General features: G+C 52.0%; 24 protein-coding genes, 2 pseudogenes and 1 riboswitch. Of the genes and pseudogenes, 14 read left to right on the forward strand and 12 right to left on the reverse strand.

The window, feature by feature from the left end; all coding sequences use genetic code 11:
* Positions 1-192 (forward strand): annotated as a pseudogene (locus OGX97_RS01275) (DUF2931 family protein); the annotation flags it as partial.
* Positions 193-237: 45 nt separating this feature from the next.
* On the opposite strand, the gene OGX97_RS01280 reads toward OGX97_RS01275, so the two are convergent.
* Positions 238-636, reverse strand: a complete 399-nt coding sequence (locus OGX97_RS01280; RefSeq protein ID WP_279850800.1) for a YgiW/YdeI family stress tolerance OB fold protein — start codon at positions 634-636, stop codon at positions 238-240.
* Between the two features lie 150 nt (positions 637-786).
* On the opposite strand from OGX97_RS01280, the gene qseB reads away from it, so the two are divergent.
* The 4 genes from qseB to OGX97_RS01300 all read left to right on the forward strand — a co-directional run bounded on the left by qseB (position 787) and on the right by OGX97_RS01300 (position 3828).
* Positions 787-1446: a quorum sensing response regulator transcription factor QseB gene (gene qseB, locus OGX97_RS01285; protein WP_057068259.1), complete on the forward strand. Its 660-nt coding sequence runs from the start codon at positions 787-789 to the stop codon at positions 1444-1446.
* Positions 1443-2792: a quorum sensing histidine kinase QseC gene (gene qseC / locus OGX97_RS01290; protein ID WP_032945028.1), complete on the forward strand. Its 1350-nt coding sequence runs from the start codon at positions 1443-1445 to the stop codon at positions 2790-2792. The genes qseB and qseC overlap by 4 nt, the downstream gene beginning before the upstream one ends.
* A gap of 109 nt (positions 2793-2901) precedes the next feature.
* The gene (locus tag OGX97_RS01295) at positions 2902-3483 is read left to right on the forward strand and encodes an NAD(P)H-dependent oxidoreductase (protein ID WP_003828397.1); all 582 of its coding nucleotides are present in this window, start codon (positions 2902-2904) and stop codon (positions 3481-3483) included.
* A 30-nt stretch (positions 3484-3513) separates the two neighbouring features.
* Positions 3514-3828, forward strand: a complete 315-nt coding sequence (locus tag OGX97_RS01300) for a putative quinol monooxygenase (protein ID WP_003024557.1) — start codon at positions 3514-3516, stop codon at positions 3826-3828.
* Between the two features lie 106 nt (positions 3829-3934).
* Here the strand turns inward: OGX97_RS01300 and parE are convergent, their stop codons facing one another.
* From parE to nudF, 5 genes are read right to left on the reverse strand one after another with little or no spacing between them, the layout of a single operon-like run.
* Complete coding sequence (gene parE, locus OGX97_RS01305) at positions 3935-5827, reverse strand: DNA topoisomerase IV subunit B (protein WP_003024571.1); 1893 nt, start codon at positions 5825-5827, stop codon at positions 3935-3937.
* Between the two features lie 28 nt (positions 5828-5855).
* The gene (gene yqiA, locus OGX97_RS01310; RefSeq protein ID WP_003024575.1) at positions 5856-6437 is read right to left on the reverse strand and encodes an esterase YqiA; all 582 of its coding nucleotides are present in this window, start codon (positions 6435-6437) and stop codon (positions 5856-5858) included.
* Positions 6437-7264 (reverse strand): 3',5'-cyclic-AMP phosphodiesterase, encoded by an 828-nt coding sequence (gene cpdA / locus OGX97_RS01315; protein ID WP_008785825.1) that lies wholly within the window; start codon positions 7262-7264, stop codon positions 6437-6439. Before cpdA ends, yqiA begins: the two co-directional genes overlap by 1 nt.
* 24 nt (positions 7265-7288) lie before the next feature.
* Entirely contained in the window at positions 7289-7711 is a 423-nt protein-coding gene (locus OGX97_RS01320; RefSeq protein WP_003024582.1) for a DUF1249 family protein, read from the reverse strand.
* On the reverse strand, positions 7708-8340 hold the full coding sequence (gene nudF, locus OGX97_RS01325) for an ADP-ribose diphosphatase (RefSeq protein ID WP_032945031.1): 633 nt from the start codon (positions 8338-8340) through the stop codon (positions 7708-7710). Before nudF ends, OGX97_RS01320 begins: the two co-directional genes overlap by 4 nt.
* Positions 8341-8545: 205 nt before the next feature.
* On the opposite strand from nudF, the gene tolC reads away from it, so the two are divergent.
* The 3 genes from tolC (at position 8546) to OGX97_RS01340 (ending at position 12021) form a co-directional block, all read left to right on the forward strand.
* Positions 8546-10030, forward strand: a complete 1485-nt coding sequence (gene tolC, locus OGX97_RS01330; RefSeq protein WP_235126673.1) for an outer membrane channel protein TolC — start codon at positions 8546-8548, stop codon at positions 10028-10030.
* Between the two features lie 147 nt (positions 10031-10177).
* Positions 10178-10855: a DUF1190 family protein gene (locus OGX97_RS01335; protein WP_003024591.1), complete on the forward strand. Its 678-nt coding sequence runs from the start codon at positions 10178-10180 to the stop codon at positions 10853-10855.
* Between the two features lie 5 nt (positions 10856-10860).
* Positions 10861-12021 (forward strand): glutathionylspermidine synthase family protein, encoded by a 1161-nt coding sequence (locus tag OGX97_RS01340; RefSeq protein ID WP_008785828.1) that lies wholly within the window; start codon positions 10861-10863, stop codon positions 12019-12021.
* An 85-nt stretch (positions 12022-12106) separates the two neighbouring features.
* On the opposite strand, the gene ygiD is transcribed toward OGX97_RS01340, so the two are convergent.
* Positions 12107-12895, reverse strand: coding sequence for a 4,5-DOPA dioxygenase extradiol (gene ygiD, locus OGX97_RS01345; protein WP_235126663.1), 789 nt, complete (start codon positions 12893-12895; stop codon positions 12107-12109).
* A gap of 147 nt (positions 12896-13042) precedes the next feature.
* Here ygiD and zupT point away from each other — a divergent pair, with 147 nt between their 5' ends.
* Positions 13043-13816, forward strand: coding sequence for a zinc transporter ZupT (gene zupT / locus OGX97_RS01350; RefSeq protein WP_003024600.1), 774 nt, complete (start codon positions 13043-13045; stop codon positions 13814-13816).
* Between the two features lie 65 nt (positions 13817-13881).
* On the opposite strand, the gene OGX97_RS01355 is transcribed toward zupT, so the two are convergent.
* Positions 13882-14058, reverse strand: a complete 177-nt coding sequence (locus OGX97_RS01355; RefSeq protein ID WP_003828416.1) for a hypothetical protein — start codon at positions 14056-14058, stop codon at positions 13882-13884.
* A 396-nt stretch (positions 14059-14454) separates the two neighbouring features.
* Between OGX97_RS01355 and OGX97_RS01360 the strand changes: the two genes are divergently transcribed.
* The 3 genes from OGX97_RS01360 to dsbI are packed head-to-tail and all read left to right on the forward strand — an operon-like array spanning position 14455 to position 17635.
* Entirely contained in the window at positions 14455-16251 is a 1797-nt protein-coding gene (locus OGX97_RS01360) for an aryl-sulfate sulfotransferase (RefSeq protein ID WP_048215529.1), read from the forward strand.
* A 23-nt stretch (positions 16252-16274) separates the two neighbouring features.
* Complete coding sequence (locus tag OGX97_RS01365; RefSeq protein WP_103284708.1) at positions 16275-16943, forward strand: thiol:disulfide interchange protein DsbA/DsbL; 669 nt, start codon at positions 16275-16277, stop codon at positions 16941-16943.
* 14 nt (positions 16944-16957) lie between these two features.
* On the forward strand, positions 16958-17635 hold the full coding sequence (dsbI, locus tag OGX97_RS01370) for a protein-disulfide oxidoreductase DsbI (protein ID WP_048236780.1): 678 nt from the start codon (positions 16958-16960) through the stop codon (positions 17633-17635).
* An 85-nt stretch (positions 17636-17720) separates the two neighbouring features.
* On the opposite strand, the gene ribB is transcribed toward dsbI, so the two are convergent.
* Positions 17721-18374, reverse strand: a complete 654-nt coding sequence (ribB, locus tag OGX97_RS01375) for a 3,4-dihydroxy-2-butanone-4-phosphate synthase (protein WP_003828424.1) — start codon at positions 18372-18374, stop codon at positions 17721-17723.
* A 106-nt stretch (positions 18375-18480) separates the two neighbouring features.
* A riboswitch (FMN riboswitch) is annotated at positions 18481-18630 on the reverse strand.
* Between the two features lie 132 nt (positions 18631-18762).
* Here ribB and ubiK point away from each other — a divergent pair.
* Positions 18763-19059 (forward strand): ubiquinone biosynthesis accessory factor UbiK, encoded by a 297-nt coding sequence (gene ubiK, locus OGX97_RS01380; RefSeq protein WP_020996337.1) that lies wholly within the window; start codon positions 18763-18765, stop codon positions 19057-19059.
* A gap of 33 nt (positions 19060-19092) precedes the next feature.
* Here ubiK and glgS read toward each other — a convergent pair whose 3' ends face one another.
* Positions 19093-19299, reverse strand: a complete 207-nt coding sequence (glgS, locus tag OGX97_RS01385) for a cell surface composition regulator GlgS (protein ID WP_008785836.1) — start codon at positions 19297-19299, stop codon at positions 19093-19095.
* 128 nt (positions 19300-19427) lie between these two features.
* Here glgS and OGX97_RS01390 point away from each other — a divergent pair.
* A pseudogene (locus OGX97_RS01390) lies at positions 19428-19556 on the forward strand (hypothetical protein); the annotation flags it as partial.
* A gap of 111 nt (positions 19557-19667) precedes the next feature.
* Here the strand turns inward: OGX97_RS01390 and hldE are convergent.
* A complete protein-coding gene (gene hldE / locus OGX97_RS01395) occupies positions 19668-21101 on the reverse strand; it encodes a bifunctional D-glycero-beta-D-manno-heptose-7-phosphate kinase/D-glycero-beta-D-manno-heptose 1-phosphate adenylyltransferase HldE (protein WP_003828429.1) in 1434 nt (477 codons plus the stop codon).
* Positions 21102-21160: 59 nt separating this feature from the next.
* Positions 21161-24001 (reverse strand): bifunctional [glutamate--ammonia ligase]-adenylyl-L-tyrosine phosphorylase/[glutamate--ammonia-ligase] adenylyltransferase, encoded by a 2841-nt coding sequence (glnE, locus tag OGX97_RS01400; RefSeq protein WP_191215397.1) that lies wholly within the window; start codon positions 23999-24001, stop codon positions 21161-21163.
* Between the last annotated feature and the right edge of the window lie 12 nt (positions 24002-24013).

Below are 24013 nucleotides of genomic sequence, written 5' to 3' on the forward strand. Positions count from 1 at the left end.
GTCAAAATCTGGTTTTCCGATGTCGCCGGACGCCCCAGCCTGCCGGTCACGCCCCTGAAACTGACAACCCGCTCCGGCAAAGACCTGACCCTGTGTAAAGACTACGTCGTCCCGGGCGGCAGTTTTACCTTCCTCCGGTCAACGCAGGCATTTATCAACGGTAAAACCTACCCCTATGGCAACTGGGATTAAGACTGGTTCTAAAGAAAAGGGCCGCGAATGCGGCCCTGATGGGGATTACTTAGCAACTTTGATAATCTGTTTCACGTCGATTTCAACGGAGTTCCAGTCTTTATCCACTTCACCCTGGATTTCAACCACATCCTGTGGTGTGACGGTTACGCCGTTCCAGCGCTTGTGGTCGATATCCACATTCACCGTGCCGGTCGCATCTTTAAACACGTACAGGTCGTCGGAAATACGCTCAACGATGTTCCCGCGCAGGGTAACCCAGGTGTCATCACGCAGTGATTTGGCGCTTTCTACCGTCGTGCTGCTACCGTTCGGGCCGACAAATCCGCCGTTTTGGCTCTGCGTGGTGGTTGTCGTTGGTCCAGAGAAGCCGCCCTGCTGAGCTGCCAGAACAGGTGCGGAACACAGTGCCATTACGGCAACCATTGCAGCTAATTTTTTCATCGTCATGTCTCCCTTTCATGTTGGTTTACGACTATTAAATAAGTTAATCCTTAACAAGTTCTTAAGGCAAAAAAAGATACTTTTTTTGCTGTACAGAGACTGTAGCCACAGGTTTACTGACTGCAAATGAGTTATCGCAGGGATGAACATATGCGTATTTTACTGATCGAAGATGACACGTTGATTGGCGATGGCCTGAAAACAGGTCTGAGTAAAATGGGTTTCAGCATCGACTGGTTTACCGAAGGTCGCCAAGGGAAAGAAGCACTCTACAGCGCACCTTATGATGCGGTAATCCTCGACCTGACGCTGCCAGGCATAGACGGACGGGACATTTTGCGCGAATGGCGAGCCAACGGAAAGCAGGAACCGGTGCTGATCCTGACCGCCCGCGACGCGCTGGCAGAACGCGTTGAAGGCCTGCGCCTGGGCGCAGATGACTATCTGTGCAAACCCTTTGCGCTGATCGAAGTTGCCGCCAGGCTGGAGGCGCTGGTGCGTCGTGCCAGCGGCCAGGCCAGCAACACATTACGCCATGGCGAGGTGACGCTTGATCCCGGCGCGCTGGTCGCCACGGCGGCTGGCGAACCGTTGTCTCTTAAGCCCAAAGAGTTCGCGCTGCTGGAGCTGCTTATGCGTAACAAGGGCCGCGTCCTGCCCCGCAAACTGATTGAAGAAAAACTGTATACCTGGGACGAAAACGTCTCCAGCAATGCGGTTGAAGTACACGTCCATCACTTACGCCGTAAGCTCGGCAGCGACTTTATCCGTACCGTGCATGGCATTGGCTACACCCTGGGTGACGCATGAAACTCGCACAACGCCTCAGCCTGCGCATCAGGCTAACGCTTATCTTCATGATTTTGGTTTTAGTGACCTGGCTGATTTCCAGCTTTGTCGCCTGGAAGCAAACCACCGATAACGTGAATGAGATGTTCGACACGCAGCAAATGCTGTTCGCCAAGCGTCTGGTCACGCTGGATCTTGATGAACTCAAAGCCTCTGAACGCATCGCGCATACCCCGAAAAAATTCAAGCATGGTCATATTGACGACGATGTACTGACCTTCGCGGCCTACACGCCAGAAGGGAAAATGGTTCTTCACGATGGCGACAATGGCCAATACATTCCCTACAGCTACCGCCGGGAAGGTTTTGACGATGGCTATCTGAATGGCGACAACGATAAATGGCGTTTTGTCTGGCTGACTTCCGCAGATAAAAAGTATCGAATCGTTGTCGGCCAGGAATGGGAATATCGTGAAGATATGGCTTTAGCGATTGTGACAGCACAATTGGTGCCGTGGTTGGTCGCTCTGCCGCTGATGCTGTTAATCCTGATTGTGTTGTTAAGTCTTGAACTTAAGCCACTGAAGAAACTGGCGCAGGCGCTACGTTTACGCGACCCGGAATCAGAAGAACCGCTCAGTTTGAAAGGCATTCCTGGCGAGGTTCGCCCGCTGGTTGAATCACTCAACCAACTTTTCACCCGTATTCATACCACCATGGTGCGTGAACGGCGCTTTACTTCAGATGCCGCTCACGAGCTGCGTAGTCCGTTGACGGCGCTGAAAGTGCAAACCGAAGTGGCGCAACTGTCTGACGATGACCCGCAGGCACGGCAAAAAGCCTTAATGCAGATGCAGGCCGGGATCGATCGCGCCACGCGTCTGGTCGATCAGTTACTGACGCTTTCGCGCCTTGACTCCCTCGACAATCTTCAGGATGTGGCAGAAATCTCGCTGGAGGAGTTGCTGCAATCTTCGGTGATGGATATCTACCATTCGGCCCAGCAGGCGCATATTGACGTACGTTTGCAGATTAACGCGCACGGCATCACATGTACCGGGCAACCGCTGTTACTCAGCCTGATGGTGCGAAATCTGCTGGATAATGCGATTCGCTATAGTCCACGGGGAAGTATTGTGGAAGTGACGCTCAACGCCCGCAATTTTAGCGTCAAAGACAATGGTCCAGGTATTGCGCCGGAAGTTCTGATGCACATTGGAGAACGCTTTTATCGTCCACCGGGGCAAAGCGTGACCGGCAGCGGTCTCGGCCTGTCGATTGTCCGTCGTATCGCGATATTGCATGGAATGTCAGCCTCGTTTGGCAACGCTCCGGAAGGTGGCTTTGAAGCAAAAGTCAGTTGGTAATTGCGTTATTGTTGCTCATATAGCAAAAGACTTTGCACATTTTGCTAATTTCACCGCACCGCTGGTGGGAGTAAAATCGTCCTCAAACGTATTTCCTTGAGGACACAAAATGAGCAACATTCTGATTATCAACGGGGCGAAAAAATTCGGCCATTCTAATGGTCAACTGAATGACACCCTGACCGAGGTCGCGGACGGTATCCTGCGCGACCTCGGGCATGATGTTAAAGTCGTACGCGCAGACAGCGATTATGACGTAAAAGCAGAAGTGCAGAATTTCGTCTGGGCCGATGCGGTTATCTGGCAGATGCCTGGCTGGTGGATGGGCGCACCGTGGACCGTGAAAAAATACATCGATGACGTGTTTACCGAAGGTCACGGTACGCTGTACGCCAGCGACGGCCGCACACGTTCAGATGCCTCTAAAAAATACGGCTCCGGCGGGCTGATTCAGGGCAAAAAATACATGCTGTCCCTGACCTGGAACGCACCGATGGAAGCCTTCACTGAAAAAGACCAGTTCTTCCATGGCGTTGGCGTTGATGGCGTCTATCTCCCTTTCCATAAAGCAAACCAGTTCCTGGGAATGGAAGCGCTGCCGACCTTTATCACCAATGACGTGATTAAAATGCCGGACGTCCCGCGTTATATCGCAGAATATCGCAAGCATCTGACCGAAATTTTTGGTTAACTGGTAACCTGGAATTAGAAGGAGTTAACCATGCTTACCGTTATTGCAGAAATCCGTACACGTCCAGGTCAACATCACCGCCAGGCGGTACTGGATCAGTTTGCCAAAATCGTTCCGACCGTACTGAAAGAAGAAGGCTGCCACGGCTATGCGCCGATGGTGGATCATGCCGCAGGTGTGAGTTTTCAGACCACAGCGCCAGATTCAATCGTGATGGTTGAGCAGTGGGAAAGCATCGCGCATCTTGAAGCGCATTTGCAGACCCCGCATATGAAAGCCTACAGCGAAGCCGTGAAAGGTGACGTGCTGGACATGAATATTCGTATTCTGGAGTCGGGCATTTAAGATTGTCGATTTGCCGGGTGACGCTTAGCTATCCGGCATAAATCGCTTCGTCAGATGAGAGCCGGATAAGGCATTTTACGCCCGTCTCCGGCTTTTCTACATGCAATTACCCTTCGAGATCCGCCAGGTCGCCTTTCTCTTGCAACCAGTTACGACGATCTTCAGAACGCTTCTTGGCCAGCAGCATATCCATCATTGCGTTGGTACGCTGATCGTCTTCATCATCGATAATGAGCTGCACCAGGCGACGGGTGTTCGGATCCAGCGTAGTTTCACGAAGCTGCATCGGGTTCATTTCACCCAGACCTTTAAAGCGCTGCACGTTCGGCTTGCCTTTCTTGCGCTTTAACTGCTCCAGTACGCCCGCTTTCTCTTCTTCCGTCAGCGCGTAATACACCTCTTTACCGAGGTCGATACGGTATAACGGCGGCAGCGCCACGTAGACGTGACCGTGTTTCACCAGCGTGCGGAAGTGCTTCACAAACAGCGCGCACAGCAGCGTAGCGATGTGCAGACCATCGGAGTCGGCATCCGCCAGGATACAGATCTTGCCATAGCGCAATTGGCTCAGATCGTCGCTGTCCGGATCGATACCGATCGCCACGGAAATATCGTGAACTTCCTGCGAAGCCAGTACTTCATCGGAAGAGACTTCCCAGGTATTGAGGATCTTACCTTTCAGCGGCATGATCGCCTGATATTCACGATCGCGCGCCTGCTTGGCCGATCCGCCCGCGGAGTCACCTTCGACAAGGAACAGTTCGGTGCGATTAAGATCCTGTGCGGTACAGTCCGCCAGTTTACCCGGCAGCGCCGGACCGCTGGTCAGCTTTTTACGCACTACTTTTTTCGCCGCACGCAGACGACGCTGCGCGCTGGAAATCGCCATCTCAGCCAGCAGTTCGGCTGACTGCACGTTCTGGTTCAACCACAAACTGAATGCATCTTTCACCACGCCAGAGACGAATGCCGCACACTGACGCGAAGAGAGGCGCTCTTTGGTTTGCCCGGCAAACTGCGGATCCTGCATTTTTACCGACAGCACGTAAGCACAGCGATCCCAGATATCTTCCGCCGACAGCTTCACGCCACGCGGCAGGATGTTACGATATTCGCAGAACTCGCGCATCGCATCCAGCAGTCCCTGACGCAGACCGTTAACGTGCGTACCGCCCTGCATGGTTGGGATCAGGTTCACATAGCTTTCGGTCAGCAGCTCGCCGCCTTCCGGCAGCCAGAGCAGCGCCCAGTCCACCGTCTCCGTCTCACCGCTGAAATTACCGATAAACGGTTTTTCCGGCAGCGTCGGTAGGCCATTCACCGCTTCGCTCAGATAGTCATTTAAACCATCCTGGTAGCACCAGCGCTGCTCGCTGTTGTTGACCTCATCCTTAAAAGTGATCTCAACGCCTGGGCACAGTACCGCTTTGGCTTTCAGTACGTGCGTTAAACGCGAAACAGAAAAACGCGGGCTGTCAAAGAAGCTTTCATCCGGCCAGAAGTGCACGCTGGTCCCGGTATTGCGTTTGCCGCAGGTACCGACAACCTGTAAATCCTGCACTTTATCGCCATTCTCAAACGCGATGTTGTATACCTGCCCGTCGCGGCGCACGTTCACTTCCACACGTTTGGACAGGGCGTTAACAACGGAGATACCCACACCGTGCAGACCACCGGAGAACTGGTAGTTCTTGTTAGAGAACTTGCCGCCCGCGTGCAGACGACAGAGGATCAGCTCAACCGCCGGAACGCCTTCTTCAGGGTGAATATCTACCGGCATGCCGCGTCCGTCATCAATGACTTCCAGAGACTGGTCGGCATGTAAGATCACGTCCACGCGTTTCGCGTGGCCCGCCAGTGCTTCATCCACACTGTTATCAATCACTTCCTGCCCAAGATGGTTCGGACGGGTCGTATCGGTGTACATCCCAGGGCGACGGCGTACCGGCTCAAGCCCAGTGAGTACCTCAATGGCATCAGCGTTATAAGTTTGCGTCATGGTTTAAATAAGCAATTCGAATTGATCGTCAGAAACTGTGCAGTCCAAGGAAATCGACAATCGGGTTGAAATAATCTTCGAAGCCCGTGAATGCGTGGTTTCCGCCCTCAATAACTGTCTGACGGCAGGAGGCGTAATACGCCACCGCCTGGCGGTAGTCCAACACTTCATCGCCCGTTTGTTGGAGCAGCCAGATCAAATCCGGCGCTTCCAGCGGGTCAATCTGCATGACTTTAAGATCGTAAATATGGCGTGACTCTAGCACATATTGCTGCCCCGTGTAGGGGTTCTCGTTTTGACCGAGATAGTCGACCAGCAGTTCATAAGGCCGTACGGCAGGGTTCACCACCACTGCCGGCAGCATAAAACATTGCGACAGCCAGGTGGCGTAATAGCCGCCTAAAGAGGAACCGACAATCCCCAGCGACTCTCCGCCGTGTTCAAGAATGATCGATTCCAGCATCTCTGCGGCTTGCGCAGGATACGGAGGTAGCTGCGGCACGATCATCTCAACGTGCGGGTGGTGTTCCGCCAGCCAGTTTTTCAGTAAACACGCCTTCGCCGAACGAGGAGAGCTATTAAATCCGTGAAGATAGAGAAGCGTAGACATCAGTAGCCTTCTGAAGCGGTATCAGGGTGGAACCGATTACCCTGCAGACGACGTACCTGAGTCTGCAACGTCCCGTCGGCAAAAAGCTCCAGCGTCCGCCAGCCTGGGCTGATGGTATCCAATGTGAAGTTGGAACAGTGCGGTTTAAATTGCACGCAGGTCGACGGCGTCGCCAGCAGACGGCGACCGTTCCAGTCCAGATCCAGTTCCTGATGAATATGCCCGCACAATAGATACCTGGCGCGAGGATAATTCACCAGCACGTTATCCAGCTCAGCGGCATTACGCAGACTGTGCTGATCGAGCCAGCTGCAGCCCGCAGGCAGAGGATGATGATGCAGAAGCAGCAAGGTATTACGCTCTGGCGCATCAGCAAGTTTACGCTCCAGCCATTCGAGCTGGAATTCACTTAACTCACCGTGGGGAACGCCGAACACCTGGCTGTCGAGCAGCAAGATTTGCCACTGTTCGCCAATGAAAACGCGTTTGGCCGGGGAAATGCCCGCATCCTGCAGCGCGCTGTACATTGCCGGCTGAAAATCGTGATTGCCCGGTAGCCAAACGCAGGGCGCACGAAAACTTGCGATGCCCTCAGCAAAATGCTGATAAGCCGCAGCGGATTGATCCTGCGCCAAATCACCCGTCGCGACGATCAGATCGTACTCAGGCGACTCTGCATGTATTGCATCCAGTACGGATTGATAGCTGTCCCAGGTGTTCACACCCAGCAGCGTTTCATGCTTTTCGGCAAACAGGTGAGTGTCTGTAATTTGTAAGATCCTGACTCTGGCCTCACCAGCCAAAGGAAGGGTTAACAGGCTTTCCAAATGGTGTCCTTAGGTTTCACGACGCTAATAAACCGGAATCGCCATCGCTCCATGTGCTAAACAGTACCGTAACCAGTCGGCCAAAAACTGATTAATTTGATGCTTTTCGTCGCGTTGATGCAACTTTTTATTTGGATAATCATACCGCGCTTTGAAGCGAAAGATCTGCTGACTTGAACACACTTCAGCCACCCTTGCGTCATGATACAGGCGCACGGTCAATGAAGGCAGGCTCCAGTATGTGACGGCCGGTGCCGTTTGTTCGATCGCAACAAGCGTAGTGTATCGGGTCGATTCCACGATCGTTAACCGATATTGTGCGTTTGCTACCTGATAGCTCACTGTTTCACCGGCTGCATCATTACGTGGCAGCAGGCGGCGCAATTGCGAATAGTTGGTTTCGCACAGACGCATCATTTCAGGGAAGTCAGGTGTGTAACGCTTCATTTTTTCCACTCAGTTTTTAACTCTTGATAGTGCAGCTGTAACCATTGCAAGGCGATGACAGACGCTGCGTTGTCGATTTTCCCCTCTTCAACCCATTGATAAGCCTGTTCCCGGCTCACCACATGAACACGAATATCTTCGTTTTCATCAGCCAGACCATGGATCCCGCTCGCGGTCGTGGCGTCCACTTCGCCGACTAAAATAGACAGGCGCTCACTGGTGCCACCCGGGCTTGCCAGATAGCTCAGAACGGGCTTCGTCCGTTTAACTTCCAGCCCGGCCTCTTCCATTGCTTCACGACGGGCTACATCTTCAACGGTTTCGCCCTCTTCGATCATCCCGGCCACCATCTCCAGTAACCACGGGCTTTCGCTGGTATCAAATGCCGCGATACGGATCTGCTCGACCAGCACAACTTCATCTCGCTCAGGGTCAAAGGGTAGCAAGACTGCCGCGTGTCCGCGCTCAAAAATTTCGCGCGTTACCTCGCCGCTCATCCCCCCGTTAAACAGGCGATGGCGAAACCGATAAAGATCCAGTGAAAAAAAACCGCGGTATAGCTTTTCTCGTGCAATAATTTCTACATCATTTTTAGTGAAAGTCATTGGCAAGTTGTCTGGTTTACGCATTGTGCTGTCCTGAAACCAATAGTGATTAAAATGTGAATTTCAAGGTCGTTTGACTGATGTTTGAACGCCCTTGTGTTAAATTGATGCAAATTAACGCCGTATGGCACGTAACGCCAACTTTTTGAAGTGGCGGATTCTGCTAGAATCAGCAAATATTTTTACAATTTGATCAGCGCTAAATACTGCTTCACAACAAGGAATGCAAATGAAGAAATTGCTCCCCATCCTTATCGGCCTGAGCCTGTCGGGGTTCAGTACTTTGAGCCAGGCAGAAAACCTGATGCAGGTTTATCAGCAAGCACGCCTGAGCAACCCGGAATTGCGTAAATCCGCCGCCGATCGCGATGCTGCATTCGAAAAAATTAACGAAGCGCGTAGCCCATTACTGCCGCAACTGGGTTTAGGTGCCGATTACACCTACAGCAATGGTTACCGTGATTCAAATGGCGTCAACTCCAATGCAACCAGCGCGTCATTACAATTGACTCAGACGCTGTTCGACATGTCTAAATGGCGTGCCCTGACGCTGCAAGAAAAATCAGCGGGCATCCAGGACGTGACCTATCAGACCGATCAGCAAACGCTGATCCTGAACACCGCAACGGCCTATTTTAACGTACTAAACGCAATTGACGTGCTTTCTTACACTCAGGCACAGAAAGATGCGGTCTATCGTCAGTTAGATCAGACAACTCAGCGTTTTAACGTTGGCCTGGTTGCCATCACTGACGTACAAAACGCCCGTTCACAGTACGATACTGTACTGGCGAATGAAGTTACCGCGCGTAACAATCTGGATAACGCAGTAGAACAGCTGCGCCAGGTAACCGGTAACTACTACCCGGAACTGGCTTCACTGAACGTTGATGGTTTTAAAACCAACAAACCGCAGGCGGTGAACGCGCTGCTGAAAGAAGCAGAAAACCGCAACCTGTCATTATTGCAGGCCCGTTTGAGCCAGGATCTGGCACGTGAGCAGATTCGTCAGGCACAGGATGGTCACTTACCAACCCTGGATTTGACCGCCTCAACCGGCGTTTCTGATACCTCTTACAGCGGATCTAAAACTCGTGCCAGTGATGCGGGCACACGCTATGACGATAGCAATGAAGGCCAGAATAAAATCGGTCTGAGCTTCTCACTGCCGCTGTACCAGGGTGGAATGGTTAACTCGCAGGTGAAACAAGCGCAGTACAACTTTGTTGGCGCGAGTGAACAGCTGGAAAGCGCACACCGCAGCGTGGTGCAGACCGTTCGTTCTTCGTTCAACAACATTAATGCGTCTATCAGTAGCATTAACGCTTACAAACAAGCGGTTGTCTCTGCACAAAGTTCTTTGGATGCGATGGAAGCCGGCTATTCCGTAGGTACACGTACCATTGTGGATGTGTTGGATGCCACCACCACGCTGTACAACGCCAAGCAGCAACTGGCGAATGCGCGTTATACCTATCTTATCAACCAGTTAAACGTCAAATCTGCGCTCGGTACGCTGAACGAGCAGGATCTGGTGGCACTGAATAATACGCTGGGTAAACCCGTATCCACGACCCCGGATTCGATCGCGCCGGAAAACGCGCAGCAAGATGCCTCGGCGGACGGTTATACGTCCAACAGCGCGACGCCTGCGGCGCAGCCGACAGCAGCACGTTCAACCAGCAGCACCGGCAACAACCCGTTCCGTAACTGATGCTGATGACGGGGCTTCGGCCCCGTCTGAACGTAAGACAACGTAAAGATCCGCCCCTTCTTCCGCATTCTCGCCTCTTACCGCTTCAATTTCGACCAGTCATCCTCTATTCTGAGCAGAGTTACCACTGGGTACTGGAAGACATAAATGAAACGGACAAAATCTATACATCACGCCTCGTTCCGCAAAAGCTGGAGCGCGCGCCATCTGACTCCTGTCGCCCTGGCAGTTACCGCTGTGTTTATGCTCGCGGGCTGTGAAAAGAGCGACGAAACGGTTTCGCTTTATCAGAACGCTGACGACTGCTCTGCGGCGAATCCGGGTAAAAGCGCCGAATGTACTACCGCGTTTAACAATGCGCTGAAAGAAGCTGAACGTACCGCGCCAAAATACGCCACTCGTGAAGACTGTATCGCTGAATTCGGCGAAGGCCAGTGCCAGCAGGCTCCTGCGCAAGCGGGTATGGCACCGACCGGTGAAGGCCAGGCTCAGGCGCAGAATCAAAGCAGCGGCAGCTTCTGGATGCCGCTGATGGCGGGCTACATGATGGGCCGACTGATGGGCGGCGGAATGGGCGCTCAGCAACCGCTGTTCAGCTCGAAAAACCCAGCCAGCCCGGCTTACGGCAAATACACGGATGCCAGCGGTAAAAACTACGGCGCAGCAACGCCGGGTCGCACCATGACCGTACCGAAAACCGCTATGGCACCGAAACCAGCTACCACCTCTACCGTAACCCGCGGCGGATTTGGTGAGTCTGTGGCCAAACAGAGCACCATGCAGCGTAGCGCAAGCGGTACCACCACACGTTCAATGGGTGGCTGATCGTCATGGAAAGAGTCAGTATTGTTGAGCGCCCGGACTGGCGCGACAAAGCCACCGAATACGGTTTCAATTTTCACACTATGTACGGCGAGCCGTACTGGTGTGAAGACGCGTACTATAAGCTCACTCTTGCTCAGGTTGAAAAGCTGGAAGAGGTCACCGCAGAGCTGCATCAAATGTGCCTCAAGGTGGTGGAAAAGGTCATCGCCAGCGATGAGTTGATGACCAAGTTTCGCATTCCGAAGCATACCTGGGGCTTTGTCCGCCAGTCCTGGCAGACACAGCAACCGTCGCTCTATTCACGTCTCGATCTGGCGTGGGACGGCACGGGTGAACCCAAGCTTTTAGAAAACAACGCCGATACGCCAACCTCGCTGTACGAAGCCGCGTTTTTCCAGTGGATCTGGCTGGAAGATCAGCTCAATGCGGGCAACCTGCCGGAAGGCAGCGATCAGTTCAACAGTCTGCAGGAAAAACTGATCGAGCGTTTCACCGAGCTGCGTGAGCAGTATGGTTTTCAACTGCTTCATCTGACCTGCTGTCGTGATACGGTAGAAGATCGCGGTACGATCCAGTATCTGCAGGATTGCGCTGCCGAAGCTGAGATCGCTACAGAATTCCTCTATGTAGAAGATATTGGTCTTGGTGAAAAAGGTCAGTTCACCGACATGCAGGATCAGGTAATCGCTAACCTGTTCAAGCTCTATCCGTGGGAATTCATGCTGCGTGAAATGTTCTCCACCAAGCTGGAAGACGCTGGCGTTCGCTGGCTGGAACCGGCCTGGAAGAGCATTATCTCCAACAAAGCACTGTTGCCGCTGTTATGGGAAATGTTCCCGGACCATCCGAACCTGCTGCCAGCGTACTTCGCCGAAGACGACCATCCGCAGATGGATAAATTCGTCGTAAAACCGATCTTCTCGCGCGAGGGGGCTAATGTCTCCATCGTTGAGAACGGTAAAACGATCGAATCCGTGGAAGGACCGTACGGTGAAGAAGGCATGATCGTGCAGCAGTTCCATCAGCTACCGAAGTTTGGCGACAGCTATATGCTGATTGGCAGCTGGCTGATCAACGATCAACCAGCCGGGATCGGCATTCGTGAAGACCGCGCATTAATCACGCAGGATCTGTCACGTTTCTATCCGCATATTTTTGTCGAATAATTGAGAGTGCCGGGTGGCGGCTTCGCCTTACCCGGCCTACGGCGCGAACTTAATGCCCGATAAGCGCAGTGCCATCGGGCATTCATCATCCAACCTGCACCGACAACATACTTAAACTTCCCATCTCAATACCATCTACCTGGATAGTGACAGACTCTTTACCATCCCAAGCCCCAAGTACATACAGCAGCGGCAGATAGTGATCCGGCGTCGGGTTCGACAACGATCCACCTTCATGATCGAGATAGTTCACCAATGGGTGCTGCTCAACCGGTCCCTGCCATGTCAGGTTTGCCTTAACATAGTCATTGAATGAAGTCGCCCACGGATAAGGCGTGTTCTCACCGTGCCAACGCGCAGTGCGCAGGTTATGCACCACGTTACCACTGGCCACCAGCATAATGCCTTCATCACGCAGCGCCGCCAGCTTACGGCCCATCTCAAAATGCCATGACGCGGGTTTGGTGCTGTCGATACTCAACTGCACCATCGGAATGTCCGCATTCGGATACATCTTGATCAGCACGCCCCAGGAACCGTGGTCAAAACCCCAGGCTTCTTTGTCCAGGGTCACAGGCACTGGAGCAAGTAAGTCAACCAGATGCTGCGCCAGTTCAGGCGAGCCAGGAGCTGGGTAATGGGTGTCATATAATGCTTGCGGAAAACCGCCAAAATCGTGGATCGTTTTGGGGGCTTCCATCGCAGTCACACCCGTTCCACGGGTGAACCAGTGCGCCGAGACCACCACAATGGCTTTCGGACGCGGCAACGTTTCCCCCAGTTGCTGCCAGGCACGGGTATAAACGTTATCTTCCAGAACATTCATCGGGCTACCGTGACCCAAAAACAATGCTGGCATACGAGTTGAAGACATGATGATATCCTTACTGAGGGAGTCATTTTGATACCACCACAATACGCTTATTCGGTTGATGAAGAACTCAGATAACCATGATGAAGATCATCAGTTATTTTGACGATCCAACCCGGATAGCAGATTGATAAGGAGTTTTATTTGTCGATGTCAGTACCTTTACTTCTGACTTTACTGGCAGGTGCCGCCACGTTTATCGGCGCATTTCTCGGCGTGCTAGGGCAAAAACCGTCTAACCGCGTTCTCGCCTTTTCTTTAGGCTTCGCCGCCGGGATTATGCTACTGATCTCCCTTATGGAGATGCTACCTGCTGCGCTGGCCGCTGAAGGTATGTCGCCAGTGCTGGGCTACGGAATGTTTATCGTCGGCTTACTGGGCTACTTTGGCCTGGATCGTCTATTGCCGCACGCGCACCCTCAGGATCTGGTACAAAAAACAACGCAGCCTCTACCCGGCTCTATTAAACGCACCGCGATTTTATTAACGCTCGGCATCAGCCTGCACAACTTTCCTGAAGGGATTGCGACGTTTGTTACCGCCAGTAGCAACCTTGAGCTGGGCTTTGGTATTGCCCTCGCCGTTGCATTGCACAATATTCCTGAAGGATTAGCGGTGGCGGGTCCCGTCTATGCCGCCACAGGCTCCAAACGTACGGCGATATTCTGGGCAGGGATTTCAGGTATGGCAGAAATACTGGGCGGCGTACTGGCGTGGTTAATTCTCGGTAGCCTGATATCACCGGTGGTGATGGCGGCAATAATGGCGGCTGTCGCAGGTATTATGGTGGCGCTGTCCGTCGATGAATTGATGCCGTTGGCAAAAGAGATCGATCCCAATAATAATCCCAGCTATGGGGTGTTATGTGGAATGTCGGTGATGGGGTTAAGCCTCGTCATCCTCCAGTCGATGGGAATCGGATAATCCAGAGGGCGGATGCCACCCTGCAAATTTACAGCATCCGCTCATCCATAGCAGAATATGAAGGACTAATCCTGTTCCTTAATCGCGCTGTTATCTTCACCAGAACGGCGAAAGAGTTTGTTTCGCGCTTCAAGTAAGGCATCTCTGTCCTGGCGGAATGCCCGACAATAACGTTTCATATGGCAATAATAACCCACCGCAACGAGTGCAATTAATACAATCCAATACCAGGCAATAAACATTCTTCTACCCTTAAAATTTAACATCATTAAACATTTAACGTTAAAATTTTACACAACCTTATTCTGACATACTCATATAGTGGCATATTTCAGAAACAAATATATGATTTCGATCATATAAATCAGCGGCTAAGCTATTAGCCAAACTCGTTATAAACAATTAAAACAATGTCGACAAGATCACACTACGCAATAATAAATATTGTTCTTAAAATATCTCACTCATACTATCAAAAAAATAATAAAAATTAGCTCCTGAAGAATAATACATTTCATCAATATTAATTAATGCATTACAAAAGTAGTATTAGCAATACCATTTTATTTTACCAAAACCGTAAAAACATAATATATTCAGCAAGATTATATTTATAGGTAATATAAGGAGATATATCCATGTTTACACAATACCGAAAAACACTTCTGGCAGGGACTCTGGCACTGACATTTGGATTAGCAGCAGGAAACTCTCTTGCCGCTGGTTTTCAACCGGCCCAACCTGCAGGAAAATTGGGCGCAATAGTAGTTGACCCTTATGGAAATGCCCCGCTTACTGCGCTGGTTGAATTAGATAGCCACGTTATTTCAGATGTTAAAGTTACCGTCCATGGTAAAGGTGAAAAAGGCGTTCCGGTGACTTATACCGTCGGCAAAGAGTCACTCGCCACGTACGATGGCATTCCTATTTTTGGCCTTTATCAAAAGTTCGCAAATAAGGTAACCGTTGAATATAAAGAAAACGGTAAGGCCATGAAAGATGATTATGTGGTGCAAACTTCCGCCATCGTAAATCACTACATGGATAACCGCTCAATATCTGATTTGCAGCAAACAAAAGTGATTAAAGTAGCACCGGGTTTTGAAGATCGTCTTTATCTGGTGAATACCCACACCTTTACCCCGCAGGGTGCAGAATTCCACTGGCATGGCGAAAAAGATAAAAATGCCGGCATCCTGGATGCGGGTCCAGCTGGCGGCGCACTCCCCTTTGATATCGCACCCTTTACCTTTGTCGTCGATACGGAAGGTGAATATCGGTGGTGGCTGGATCAGGACACCTTCTATGACGGCCATGACATGGATATCAACAAGCGCGGCTACCTGATGGGTATTCGTGAAACACCGCGAGGCACCTTCACCGCCGTCCAGGGCCAGCACTGGTATGAATTCGATATGCTGGGGCAAGTTCTGGCCGACCATAAGCTGCCTCGCGGATTCCTCGACGCGTCGCATGAGTCGGTCGAAACAGTGAACGGCACCGTACTGCTTCGCGTGGGTAAACGCGATTATCGCAAAGAAGATGGCCTTCACGTACATACCATCCGCGACCAGATTATTGAAGTCGATAAATCTGGACGTGTTGTTGACGTATGGGATCTGACACAAATTCTCGACCCGATGCGTGACGCGCTACTGGGTGCGCTGGACGCAGGCGCGGTATGCGTCAACGTGGATCTCGCTCACGCAGGCCAACAGGCGAAACTGGAGCCAGATACCCCCTATGGTGACGCCCTCGGCGTTGGTGCAGGCCGTAACTGGGCTCATGTAAACTCCATTGCCTATGACGCTAAAGATGACTCCATCATTCTTTCTTCCCGCCATCAGGGTGTCGTCAAAATCGGTCGTGATAAACAGGTGAAATGGATCCTGGCACCGTCTAAAGGCTGGAATAAGGCGCTGGCAAGCAAACTGTTAAAACCGGTTGATGATAAGGGCAACGCGCTGAAGTGTGATGAAAACGGTAAGTGCGAGAATACTGATTTCGATTTTACCTACACCCAACACACCGCCTGGCTCTCTAGCAAAGGTACGCTAACCATCTTTGACAATGGCGATGGCCGTGGACTCGAACAACCGGCTCTACCAACAATGAAATACTCCCGATTCGTCGAATATAAAATTGACGAGAAAAAAGGAACCGTTCAGCAAGTTTGGGAATACGGGAAAGAGCGCGGTTATGATTTCTACAGTCCTATCACGTCGGTAATTGAATATCAAAAAGACCGCGACACGATGTTTGGATTTGGTGGTTCTATTAATTTATTTGACGTTGGACAGCCAACCATCGGCAAAATCAACGAAATTGACTACAAAACAAAAGAAGTCAAAGTCGAAATTGATGTCCTTTCCGATAAACCAAACCAAACGCACTACCGCGCATTACTGGTTCGCCCACAACAAATGTTTAAATAATTTCGTTAGATTAAGGATTAATTATGTCGTCTAAATGGATTACTTCATTATTTAAAAGCGTGATATTAACGGCAGCGCTGGTTTCACCATTTGCAGCATCGGCTTTTACTGAAGGTACTGACTATATGGTGCTGGAGAAACCGATTCCCAATGCTGATAAAACGTTGATCAAAGTATTCAGCTACGCCTGCCCATTCTGCTACAAATATGATAAAGCCGTGACCGGCCCGGTGTCAGATAAAGTTGCCGATCTCGTCGCCTTCACACCGTTTCATCTCGAGACCAAAGGAGAATACGGCAAACAGGCCAGTGAAGTATTTGCAGTAATGATTGCTAAGGATCAGGCCGCAGGAATTTCATTGTTTGATGCCAAATCACAGTTCAAAAAAGCTAAGTTTGCTTACTACACTGCCTACCACGATAAGAAAGAACGCTGGTCTGACGGTAAAGATCCCGCTTCATTCATCAAAACAGGACTGGACGCTGCAGGTATGAGTCAAGCAGACTTCGAGAGCGCCTTAAAAGAACCCGTAGTCCAGGAGACACTGGAAAAATGGAAAGCGGCTTATGATGTTGCCAAAATCCAGGGGGTTCCGGCTTACGTCGTCAATGGTAAGTACCTGATCTACACCAAAAGCATCAAATCGATTGATTCCATGGCTGAGCTTGTCAGAGAGCTGGCGACAAAATAAACAGGAAACCGGCTATGGATTTTATCAAAGGATTGTGGCGAGACTTATGTACCGCACCGGTTAATACCCTGGTGAGATGGCAGGAGCGACGCTTTTTGTGGTTGCTAATGGCTTGTGCCATGGGTGGGTTAATTATTCTGGCGCACTCGTTCTTCCAAATCTATCTCTACATGGCCCCTTGCGAGCAATGTGTATATATCCGCTTTGCCATGTTTGTGATGGTTTTCGGTGGGCTGATCGCGGCAATAAACCCTAAAAACCTCATTCTAAAACTGGTCGGCTGCATTGCGGCATTTTATGGCAGCATTATGGGCATTAAGTTCTCCATCAAACTTAATGGCATTCATTATGCGGTACATAACCCGGACCCGGATTCGCTCTTTGGCGTACAGGGATGTTCTACCGATCCGACATTCCCTTTCAATTTGCCGCTGGCAAACTGGGCTCCAGAATGGTTTAAGCCCACTGGAGATTGCGGCTATGACGCACCTGTCGTTCCTGATGGCGTAGCGCTTAGCAGTATGCAAAAGTGGTTTGTCGATCTGTACCAGCAGTCCGAAGGCTGGTATCTGCTCCCGCCATGGCATTTTATGAATATGGCGCAGGCTTGCCTGCTCGCTTTTGGTTTATGTTTAGTGCTGTTGCTGGTAATGAGCGGAGCCTGGGCACTTAAACTGGCCAGAAAAAAATAGCCAGGTTGTAATAACAAAAAACCGAAGTCAGAAAACTGACTTCGGTTTTTTTTATCCCTACCACGGTTGTCGCGGTAGTCAGCAATTAGCTGGCTTTGCGCTCATGCGCCTGACGGTAAGCCACCAGGTCTTCGATAGTCACTACAGCCATATTATGCTTACCGGCAAATTCGATGCACTCTGGCGCACGGGCCATGGTGCCGTCATCATTGGTCAGTTCGCACAGCACACCGGCTGGTTTAAACCCTGCCAGCGTCATCAGGTCGATGGTTGCTTCAGTATGACCACCGCGGGTCAACACGCCGCCTGCCTGAGCACGCAGCGGGAAAACGTGCCCCGGACGGTTAAGATCGGAAGGTTTTGCGCCATCCTTAATTGCCGCACGCACCGTTGTAACACGGTCTGCTGCGGAAACGCCGGTGGTTACGCCTTCTGCGGCTTCAATGGTCACGGTAAAACCGGTACCGTAAGCGCTGGTATTATTTTCCACCATCATTGGCAGATCGAGCTGTTTGCGTCGGTCTTCAGTGATGCACAGGCAAACAATACCGCTACCGTGACGGATAGTCAGCGCCATCTGTTCTACGGTCATGGTTTCTGCCGGGAAAATCATATCGCCTTCGTTTTCACGGTCTTCGTCGTCAAGCACCATTACACCGCGTCCTTCACGCAGCGCAGACAGCGCATGTTCAACACGTTCGAAAGGCGTACCAAAAGAGGAAAGTAGCGTCTGATTCATGGTAAAAAAACCTCACTAAAATTATGGTTACCAGAATCAGGGCAGTCTTAGGAGTACCGTCTAAGCGGCAAAAAAATAACGTGAGCGGGTCCATGCCCGACTGGATCGTTACTCTCTCCCATCCGGACTCTAACCGTCGGCCCCGGAATTACACCGGATCTGCTGACCTTTTTGCCGTAACAAAAAGCGCTCGCGGGCTTTCAACATCAGTTGATTTACCGCCGGTGGGGAATTTCGCCCCGCCCTGAGAATAAGCGGGTTAACTATAACGCTATTGATTACCTTCATCAACGCCTTTACTCGTCTTAGCTTCACACAATTCTGGTTTATGCCTGTGCCAGTTCGCACTACAATAGGCAGCAACACGTACCAGTTCAGGGAAACCACAATGATTGACCCGAAAAAAATTGAGCAGATTGCTCGTCAGGTTCACGAGTCGATGCCGAAAGGGATCCGCGAGTTTGGCGAAGACGTCGAGAAGAAAATTCGTCAAACGCTGCAGTCACAGCTGACCCGTCTGGATCTGGTAAGCCGCGAAGAATTCGATGTACAGACTCAGGTTTTATTGCGCACGCGTGAAAAGCTGGCGCTGCTTGAGCAACGTCTGACTGAGCTTGAATCACGTGATAAAACGGCAGACGTTAAGCCAGCCCCCGCGATCCCATCAGTTGATCCGCAAGAGTAAAAACGACAACGGGCCGCAAGGCCCGTTTTTCTGTTAGTGTTCCAGTTCTAGCTTCCTGGCTTCCGTCGCTTGCTGGCAGTACAGCGCATAGCGTTTGCAAAACCAGCTACGATGTTCTTCATCCATATTCCCGGTTATCGCCTGGATATCAATGGGATGGCCCTCAGCCTGCATCCTGGCAAAACTACGGGCCAGGAAATCGAAATTGTTCAGTGAATACATATTGCTGTTCATGAGCATACCCTCCAGTTATTGAATATCTGCTAAGGCCATATGCTTTTTCTAATTTCAGTATTTCCCTGGATACGAAGTTATTCTGTACATATTGTGCGCAAACCTACTGCGCGGGTTCACAGTTTCCGACAACTCTTCCTTATCGTACACAAGCGCCGCTGATTGACTCGCTGTTAAGTGAAATTGGATTGTCCAGCGGTTCGCTGTCAGCACTGGCCGAGCTGTTAAAATCAGTGGAAAGTAGCGCTGTGGCTCAAGAATAAAACGTAAAAATGCCGGATGGCGACGCGAAAGCGTCTTATCCGGCCTACAAACGTTACGTCACGTAGGCCGGATAAGGTGTTCACACCGCCATCCGGCAAACTTTTCAGGTGTTATTTATCGCTATCTTTCTGGATCTTCTTGATGATATTTGTCGTGGAGCAGCCATCTTCGAAGTTCAGCACCAGCACTTCACCGCCGTTCGCCCACACCTCTTCACTGCCCGCAATCTGCTCTGGCTTATAGTCGCCGCCTTTGACCAGCAGATCCGGCAGAATACCAGCAATCAGGCGCTGCGGCGTATCTTCTTCAAAAGAGACCACCCAGTCGACGGATTCCAGCGCGCCCAGTACGATCATACGCTGTTCCAGCGGGTTGACCGGACGAGTTTCACCTTTCAGACGTTTGGTCGAAGCATCGCTGTTGACCGCCACGATCAGGCGATCGCCCAGCTTGCGCGCATTCGCCAGATAGGAAACATGGCCCGCATGCAGGATGTCGAACACACCGTTGGTCATTACCACTTTCTCGCCGCGCTTGCGGGCGCTGGCAACGGCCTGTTTCAGCTCAGATTCGCTCATCACGCCAAAACCAGTATCAGCCCGCCCGCGCACGGCGTTTTCCAGTTCAATCGGAGAAACAGTGGAGGTCCCCAGCTTACCAACGACAACACCGGCTGCGGCGTTAGCAAAATAGCACGCCTCTTCCAGTGAGTTACCCGCCGCCAGCGTCGCCGCCAGCACGCCGATAACCGTATCGCCTGCACCGGTCACGTCATACACTTCCTGCGCCTGCGTCGGCATATGCAGCGGCGATTTGCCCGGTTGCAGCAACGTCATCCCCTGCTCGGATCGCGTGATCAGCAGTGCGGAAAGGTCGAAATCAGCAATCACTTTCATGCCGCGTTCAACCAGTTCATCTTCGCTTTTGCACTTGCCCGCCACCGCTTCAAACTCAGACAGGTTCGGCGTCAGCAGCGTTGCGCCACGGTAGCGTTCAAAATCGGTTCCTTTCGGATCGATAAGCACCGGCACCCCAGCCTTACGCGCCAGAGCAATCATCTGCTGCACACTTGCCAACGCGCCTTTGGCGTAGTCGGAGAGCACCAGAGCACCGATAGAACCCAGCGCCTGGTTAATACGCTCGTGCAGCGGCTGCGGATCCACACCTTCAAAACCTTCTTCGAAATCCAGGCGAATCAGCTGCTGATTGCGGGAAAGCACGCGCAGTTTGGTGATCGTCGGATGGGTCGGCACGGATACGAAATCACATTTTACGTTTACATCCGTCAGCGTTTTGCTCAGCGCACGCGCCGCGTCGTCAATGCCGGTCAGGCCCACCAGGCGCGAATTCGCTCCCAGAGAGGCAATGTTCATCGCCACGTTTGCTGCGCCACCGGGACGTTCTTCGATGGTATCCACTTTTACCACCGGAACAGGCGCTTCAGGTGAAATACGGCTGGTAGGACCGTACCAGTAGCGATCCAGCATCACATCACCGACAACCATGACTCCTGCACGTTCAAACTCTGGCAGAGTTACTTTCATTCCTGTCTCCTGAGAGATTCTCTGAGTGTCTTAAAATTTGCGCGCGATAATAGCACACTTCACTCGGCACCCAGCCACTTCTGCCAGCTGTCACGCACCAGTGTACGTTCAGCGTCGAAGTGCTCCGGCGCCACATGGCCCGGAAGTTCCTGCAATGCAAGATGGTGAAGTTCATCACGCAACGTCGTATAAGCACGGGTAAGCGCCAGCGCTTCCTGTTCGTCCATAATGTCGTTTTGCGCCAGTAATTCCAGAATGCGCACGTTATCCGACCAGCGCGTCAGCTTCGGTTTTTCATGCGCATAGCGCAGCACCAGATACTGCGTAATAAACTCAATATCTGTGATGCCGCCTTCATCCGCTTTGATATCAAAACGATCGCGATGCTTATTGCCCAAATGGGCACGCATTTTCTCACGCATTTCGCGCACCTCGGTCTGCAAGGTTTTCCCATCGCGGACGAGGGTCATGATATCGCGACGAATCGCATCAAACTGAGAGGTCAACTGCGGGTCGCCGTACACTACACGAGCACGCACCAGCGCCTGATGCTCCCATGTCCAGGCTTCGTTACGCTGATAATCGGCGAAAGCATCAGCTGATGTCACCAGCATTCCCGCCGCCCCTGACGGACGCAAACGCGCATCCACTTCGTACAAAATACCGGACGAAGTACGGGTACTGAAGAGGTGCATAATGCGCTGCGCCAGACGCAGATAGAACTGTCGCCCGTCAATCTCACGCTCACCGTCCGTCATCACGTCCATCGGACAGTCATGCAGGAAGATCAAATCGAGATCCGAGCTGTAACCCAGTTCCCAGCCGCCCAGCTTGCCATAACCGACGACGGCAAAGCCACGCCCCTCGCGTTCGCCAAGATGAGTGGGTTGACCGTAGCGCGCGACCATCTGCGTCCACGCCTGCTGGACTACCGCATCAATAATAGCTTCCGCCAGCCAGGTTAAATGGTCGCTCACCTTCATCACCGGCAGCGTACCGGCGATATCAGCCGCAGCAATACGCAGTAGCTGCGTTTGCTTAAACTGGCGCAGAGCCTCAAGTTGCTGCTCTTCGTCATCTTCCGGCACGCGCAGCAAATACTGGCGCAGCTCATCACGGTAAGCATCCGTCGCGGTGGGTTGATACAGGGTGTTCGGATCCAGCAGTTCATCGAGCAACAGCGGATACCGCGCCAGCTGGCTGGCGACCATCGGCGAGGCCGCACAGAGCGAAATCAGATGCTTCAGCGCCCCGGGGAATTCGCTTAGCAGTTCCAGATAGGTCGTACGGGTAACAATCCCCACCAGCAGAGGGGTAATGCGCGATAGCGGGACTGAGGCGTCGTCACGCGTACAGACATCGCTCAGCAGATGCGGCATTAAATGATCCAGCACCTGGCGTCCGCGTGGACCAATGGTGCGTTTATCCAGCTCTTTACGGAAATCAGCAATCAGAGACAGCACGCGCCGGCGATCGTCATCAGCCAGATGCGTCAGCACCGGCGTGGTGTCATCTTCCTGTAATGCATCCTGCCACAGTTCGCGCCACTGTTCTGAAAGCGACTCTTCCTGGGTTTCAGCTTCGTCATCGCCAATCAGCTCGTTAAATACCCGGCGTACGTTGTCCATATGATTGGCCAGCACATCAGTTAATTGCTGCCAGTCATCAACGTTCATCCCCCACGCCAGCCGCGCGCGATTCAGTTCATCGCCTGGCAACGTTTGGGTCTGTTCATCATTGATGCTTTGCAGCAGGTTTTCCAGGCGGCGTAAATAGAGATAGGCTGCTCGCAGTTGTTCCGTATCGGTATCAGACAGCAGGTGCAGCGCATTGATGGCGCTAAGCGTCGGTAACAGCGAGCGGGATTGCAGCGATGGTTCACGCCCACCGCGAATCAGCTGGAATACCTGCACGATAAATTCGATTTCACGAATACCGCCCGCCCCCAGCTTGATGTTGTCTTTCAGGCCACGGCGGCGCACTTCTCGGGCAATCATCCCTTTCATGTTACGCAGCGACTGGATCACGCTGAAATCAATATAGCGACGGAAAACAAAAGGCCGCAGCATGGCACGAAGCTCGCTGACATAAGTGCCGTCGGCATCGCCCATAATGCGGGCTTTGACCATCGCATAGCGTTCCCAGTCGCGCCCTTGCTCCTGGTAATAATCCTCAAGCGCAGAGAAGCTCAGTACCAACGGACCGCTGTCGCCAAATGGGCGTAAACGCATATCCACCCGATAGACAAACCCATCCATTGTGGGCTGATCTAATACCTTGATGAGCCGCTGGCCCAAACGGGTAAAGAACTGGGCGTTATCCAGCTCACGGCGCCCGCCCTGCGTACTGCCGTGCTCAGGCCAGGCAAAAATCAGGTCGATATCGGAGGAAAAATTCAGCTCGCCGCCGCCCAGTTTCCCCATGCCTAAAATCAGCAGCGGCTGCGCCACACCTTCAGGATTACAGGGCGTACCCCATTCGCGACAGCAGGCAGCGTATAACCAGTCGCGCGCGGCGACGATCAACGTTTCAGCCAGATGGCTTAGCTGCTGCAAAATACTCTCTTCGGTCACCAGCGACAGCGTCTGTGCCCAAGCGATACGCACCATGATACGTCGGCGAAACAGGCGTAGCTCACGCATCAGCGTGTTTTCATCGCTGACGTCAGCCAATGTTTGCTGTAACCAGTCGGCATAGTGTTGCCATTCATCCGCCAGGGGTGGGGTGCTTTCCAGCTCAGCCAGCCATTCAGGATGGGCAATAATGCTGTCACGGACAAAATCACTGAATGTAAGTACTGACTTCGCCTGAACGCTAAGCGAGGACTCAGATATTGCTGCTGGCAGCCGCTCAACAACGGTCGGCCAGTACTGCTGTAACGGTGAAGAGAGCTGCTTCATTTACGGGTTATC

This window comes from Citrobacter sp. Cpo061, from assembly GCF_030332845.1.
Lineage (GTDB): Bacteria > Pseudomonadota > Gammaproteobacteria > Enterobacterales > Enterobacteriaceae > Citrobacter > Citrobacter portucalensis.

What these genes read in the sequence shown, in the direction of transcription:
- zupT (WP_003024600.1), top strand. Translation starts at nt 13,043, where the DNA reads ATGTCAGTACCTTTACTTCTGACTTTACTGGCAGGTGCCGCCACGTTT.
- parE (WP_003024571.1), bottom strand. Translation starts at nt 5,827, where the DNA reads ATGACGCAAACTTATAACGCTGATGCCATTGAGGTACTCACTGGGCTT.
- qseC (WP_032945028.1), top strand. Translation starts at nt 1,443, where the DNA reads ATGAAACTCGCACAACGCCTCAGCCTGCGCATCAGGCTAACGCTTATC.
- OGX97_RS01360 (WP_048215529.1), top strand. Translation starts at nt 14,455, where the DNA reads ATGTTTACACAATACCGAAAAACACTTCTGGCAGGGACTCTGGCACTG.
- OGX97_RS01365 (WP_103284708.1), top strand. Translation starts at nt 16,275, where the DNA reads ATGTCGTCTAAATGGATTACTTCATTATTTAAAAGCGTGATATTAACG.
- OGX97_RS01320 (WP_003024582.1), bottom strand. Translation starts at nt 7,711, where the DNA reads ATGAAGCGTTACACACCTGACTTCCCTGAAATGATGCGTCTGTGCGAA.
- OGX97_RS01280 (WP_279850800.1), bottom strand. Translation starts at nt 636, where the DNA reads ATGAAAAAATTAGCTGCAATGGTTGCCGTAATGGCACTGTGTTCCGCA.
- yqiA (WP_003024575.1), bottom strand. Translation starts at nt 6,437, where the DNA reads ATGTCTACGCTTCTCTATCTTCACGGATTTAATAGCTCTCCTCGTTCG.
- OGX97_RS01300 (WP_003024557.1), top strand. Translation starts at nt 3,514, where the DNA reads ATGCTTACCGTTATTGCAGAAATCCGTACACGTCCAGGTCAACATCAC.
- ubiK (WP_020996337.1), top strand. Translation starts at nt 18,763, where the DNA reads ATGATTGACCCGAAAAAAATTGAGCAGATTGCTCGTCAGGTTCACGAG.
- OGX97_RS01340 (WP_008785828.1), top strand. Translation starts at nt 10,861, where the DNA reads ATGGAAAGAGTCAGTATTGTTGAGCGCCCGGACTGGCGCGACAAAGCC.
- ribB (WP_003828424.1), bottom strand. Translation starts at nt 18,374, where the DNA reads ATGAATCAGACGCTACTTTCCTCTTTTGGTACGCCTTTCGAACGTGTT.
- OGX97_RS01355 (WP_003828416.1), bottom strand. Translation starts at nt 14,058, where the DNA reads ATGTTTATTGCCTGGTATTGGATTGTATTAATTGCACTCGTTGCGGTG.
- ygiD (WP_235126663.1), bottom strand. Translation starts at nt 12,895, where the DNA reads ATGTCTTCAACTCGTATGCCAGCATTGTTTTTGGGTCACGGTAGCCCG.
- nudF (WP_032945031.1), bottom strand. Translation starts at nt 8,340, where the DNA reads ATGCGTAAACCAGACAACTTGCCAATGACTTTCACTAAAAATGATGTA.
- dsbI (WP_048236780.1), top strand. Translation starts at nt 16,958, where the DNA reads ATGGATTTTATCAAAGGATTGTGGCGAGACTTATGTACCGCACCGGTT.
- tolC (WP_235126673.1), top strand. Translation starts at nt 8,546, where the DNA reads ATGAAGAAATTGCTCCCCATCCTTATCGGCCTGAGCCTGTCGGGGTTC.
- glgS (WP_008785836.1), bottom strand. Translation starts at nt 19,299, where the DNA reads ATGCTCATGAACAGCAATATGTATTCACTGAACAATTTCGATTTCCTG.
- hldE (WP_003828429.1), bottom strand. Translation starts at nt 21,101, where the DNA reads ATGAAAGTAACTCTGCCAGAGTTTGAACGTGCAGGAGTCATGGTTGTC.
- OGX97_RS01295 (WP_003828397.1), top strand. Translation starts at nt 2,902, where the DNA reads ATGAGCAACATTCTGATTATCAACGGGGCGAAAAAATTCGGCCATTCT.
- OGX97_RS01335 (WP_003024591.1), top strand. Translation starts at nt 10,178, where the DNA reads ATGAAACGGACAAAATCTATACATCACGCCTCGTTCCGCAAAAGCTGG.
- qseB (WP_057068259.1), top strand. Translation starts at nt 787, where the DNA reads ATGCGTATTTTACTGATCGAAGATGACACGTTGATTGGCGATGGCCTG.
- glnE (WP_191215397.1), bottom strand. Translation starts at nt 24,001, where the DNA reads ATGAAGCAGCTCTCTTCACCGTTACAGCAGTACTGGCCGACCGTTGTT.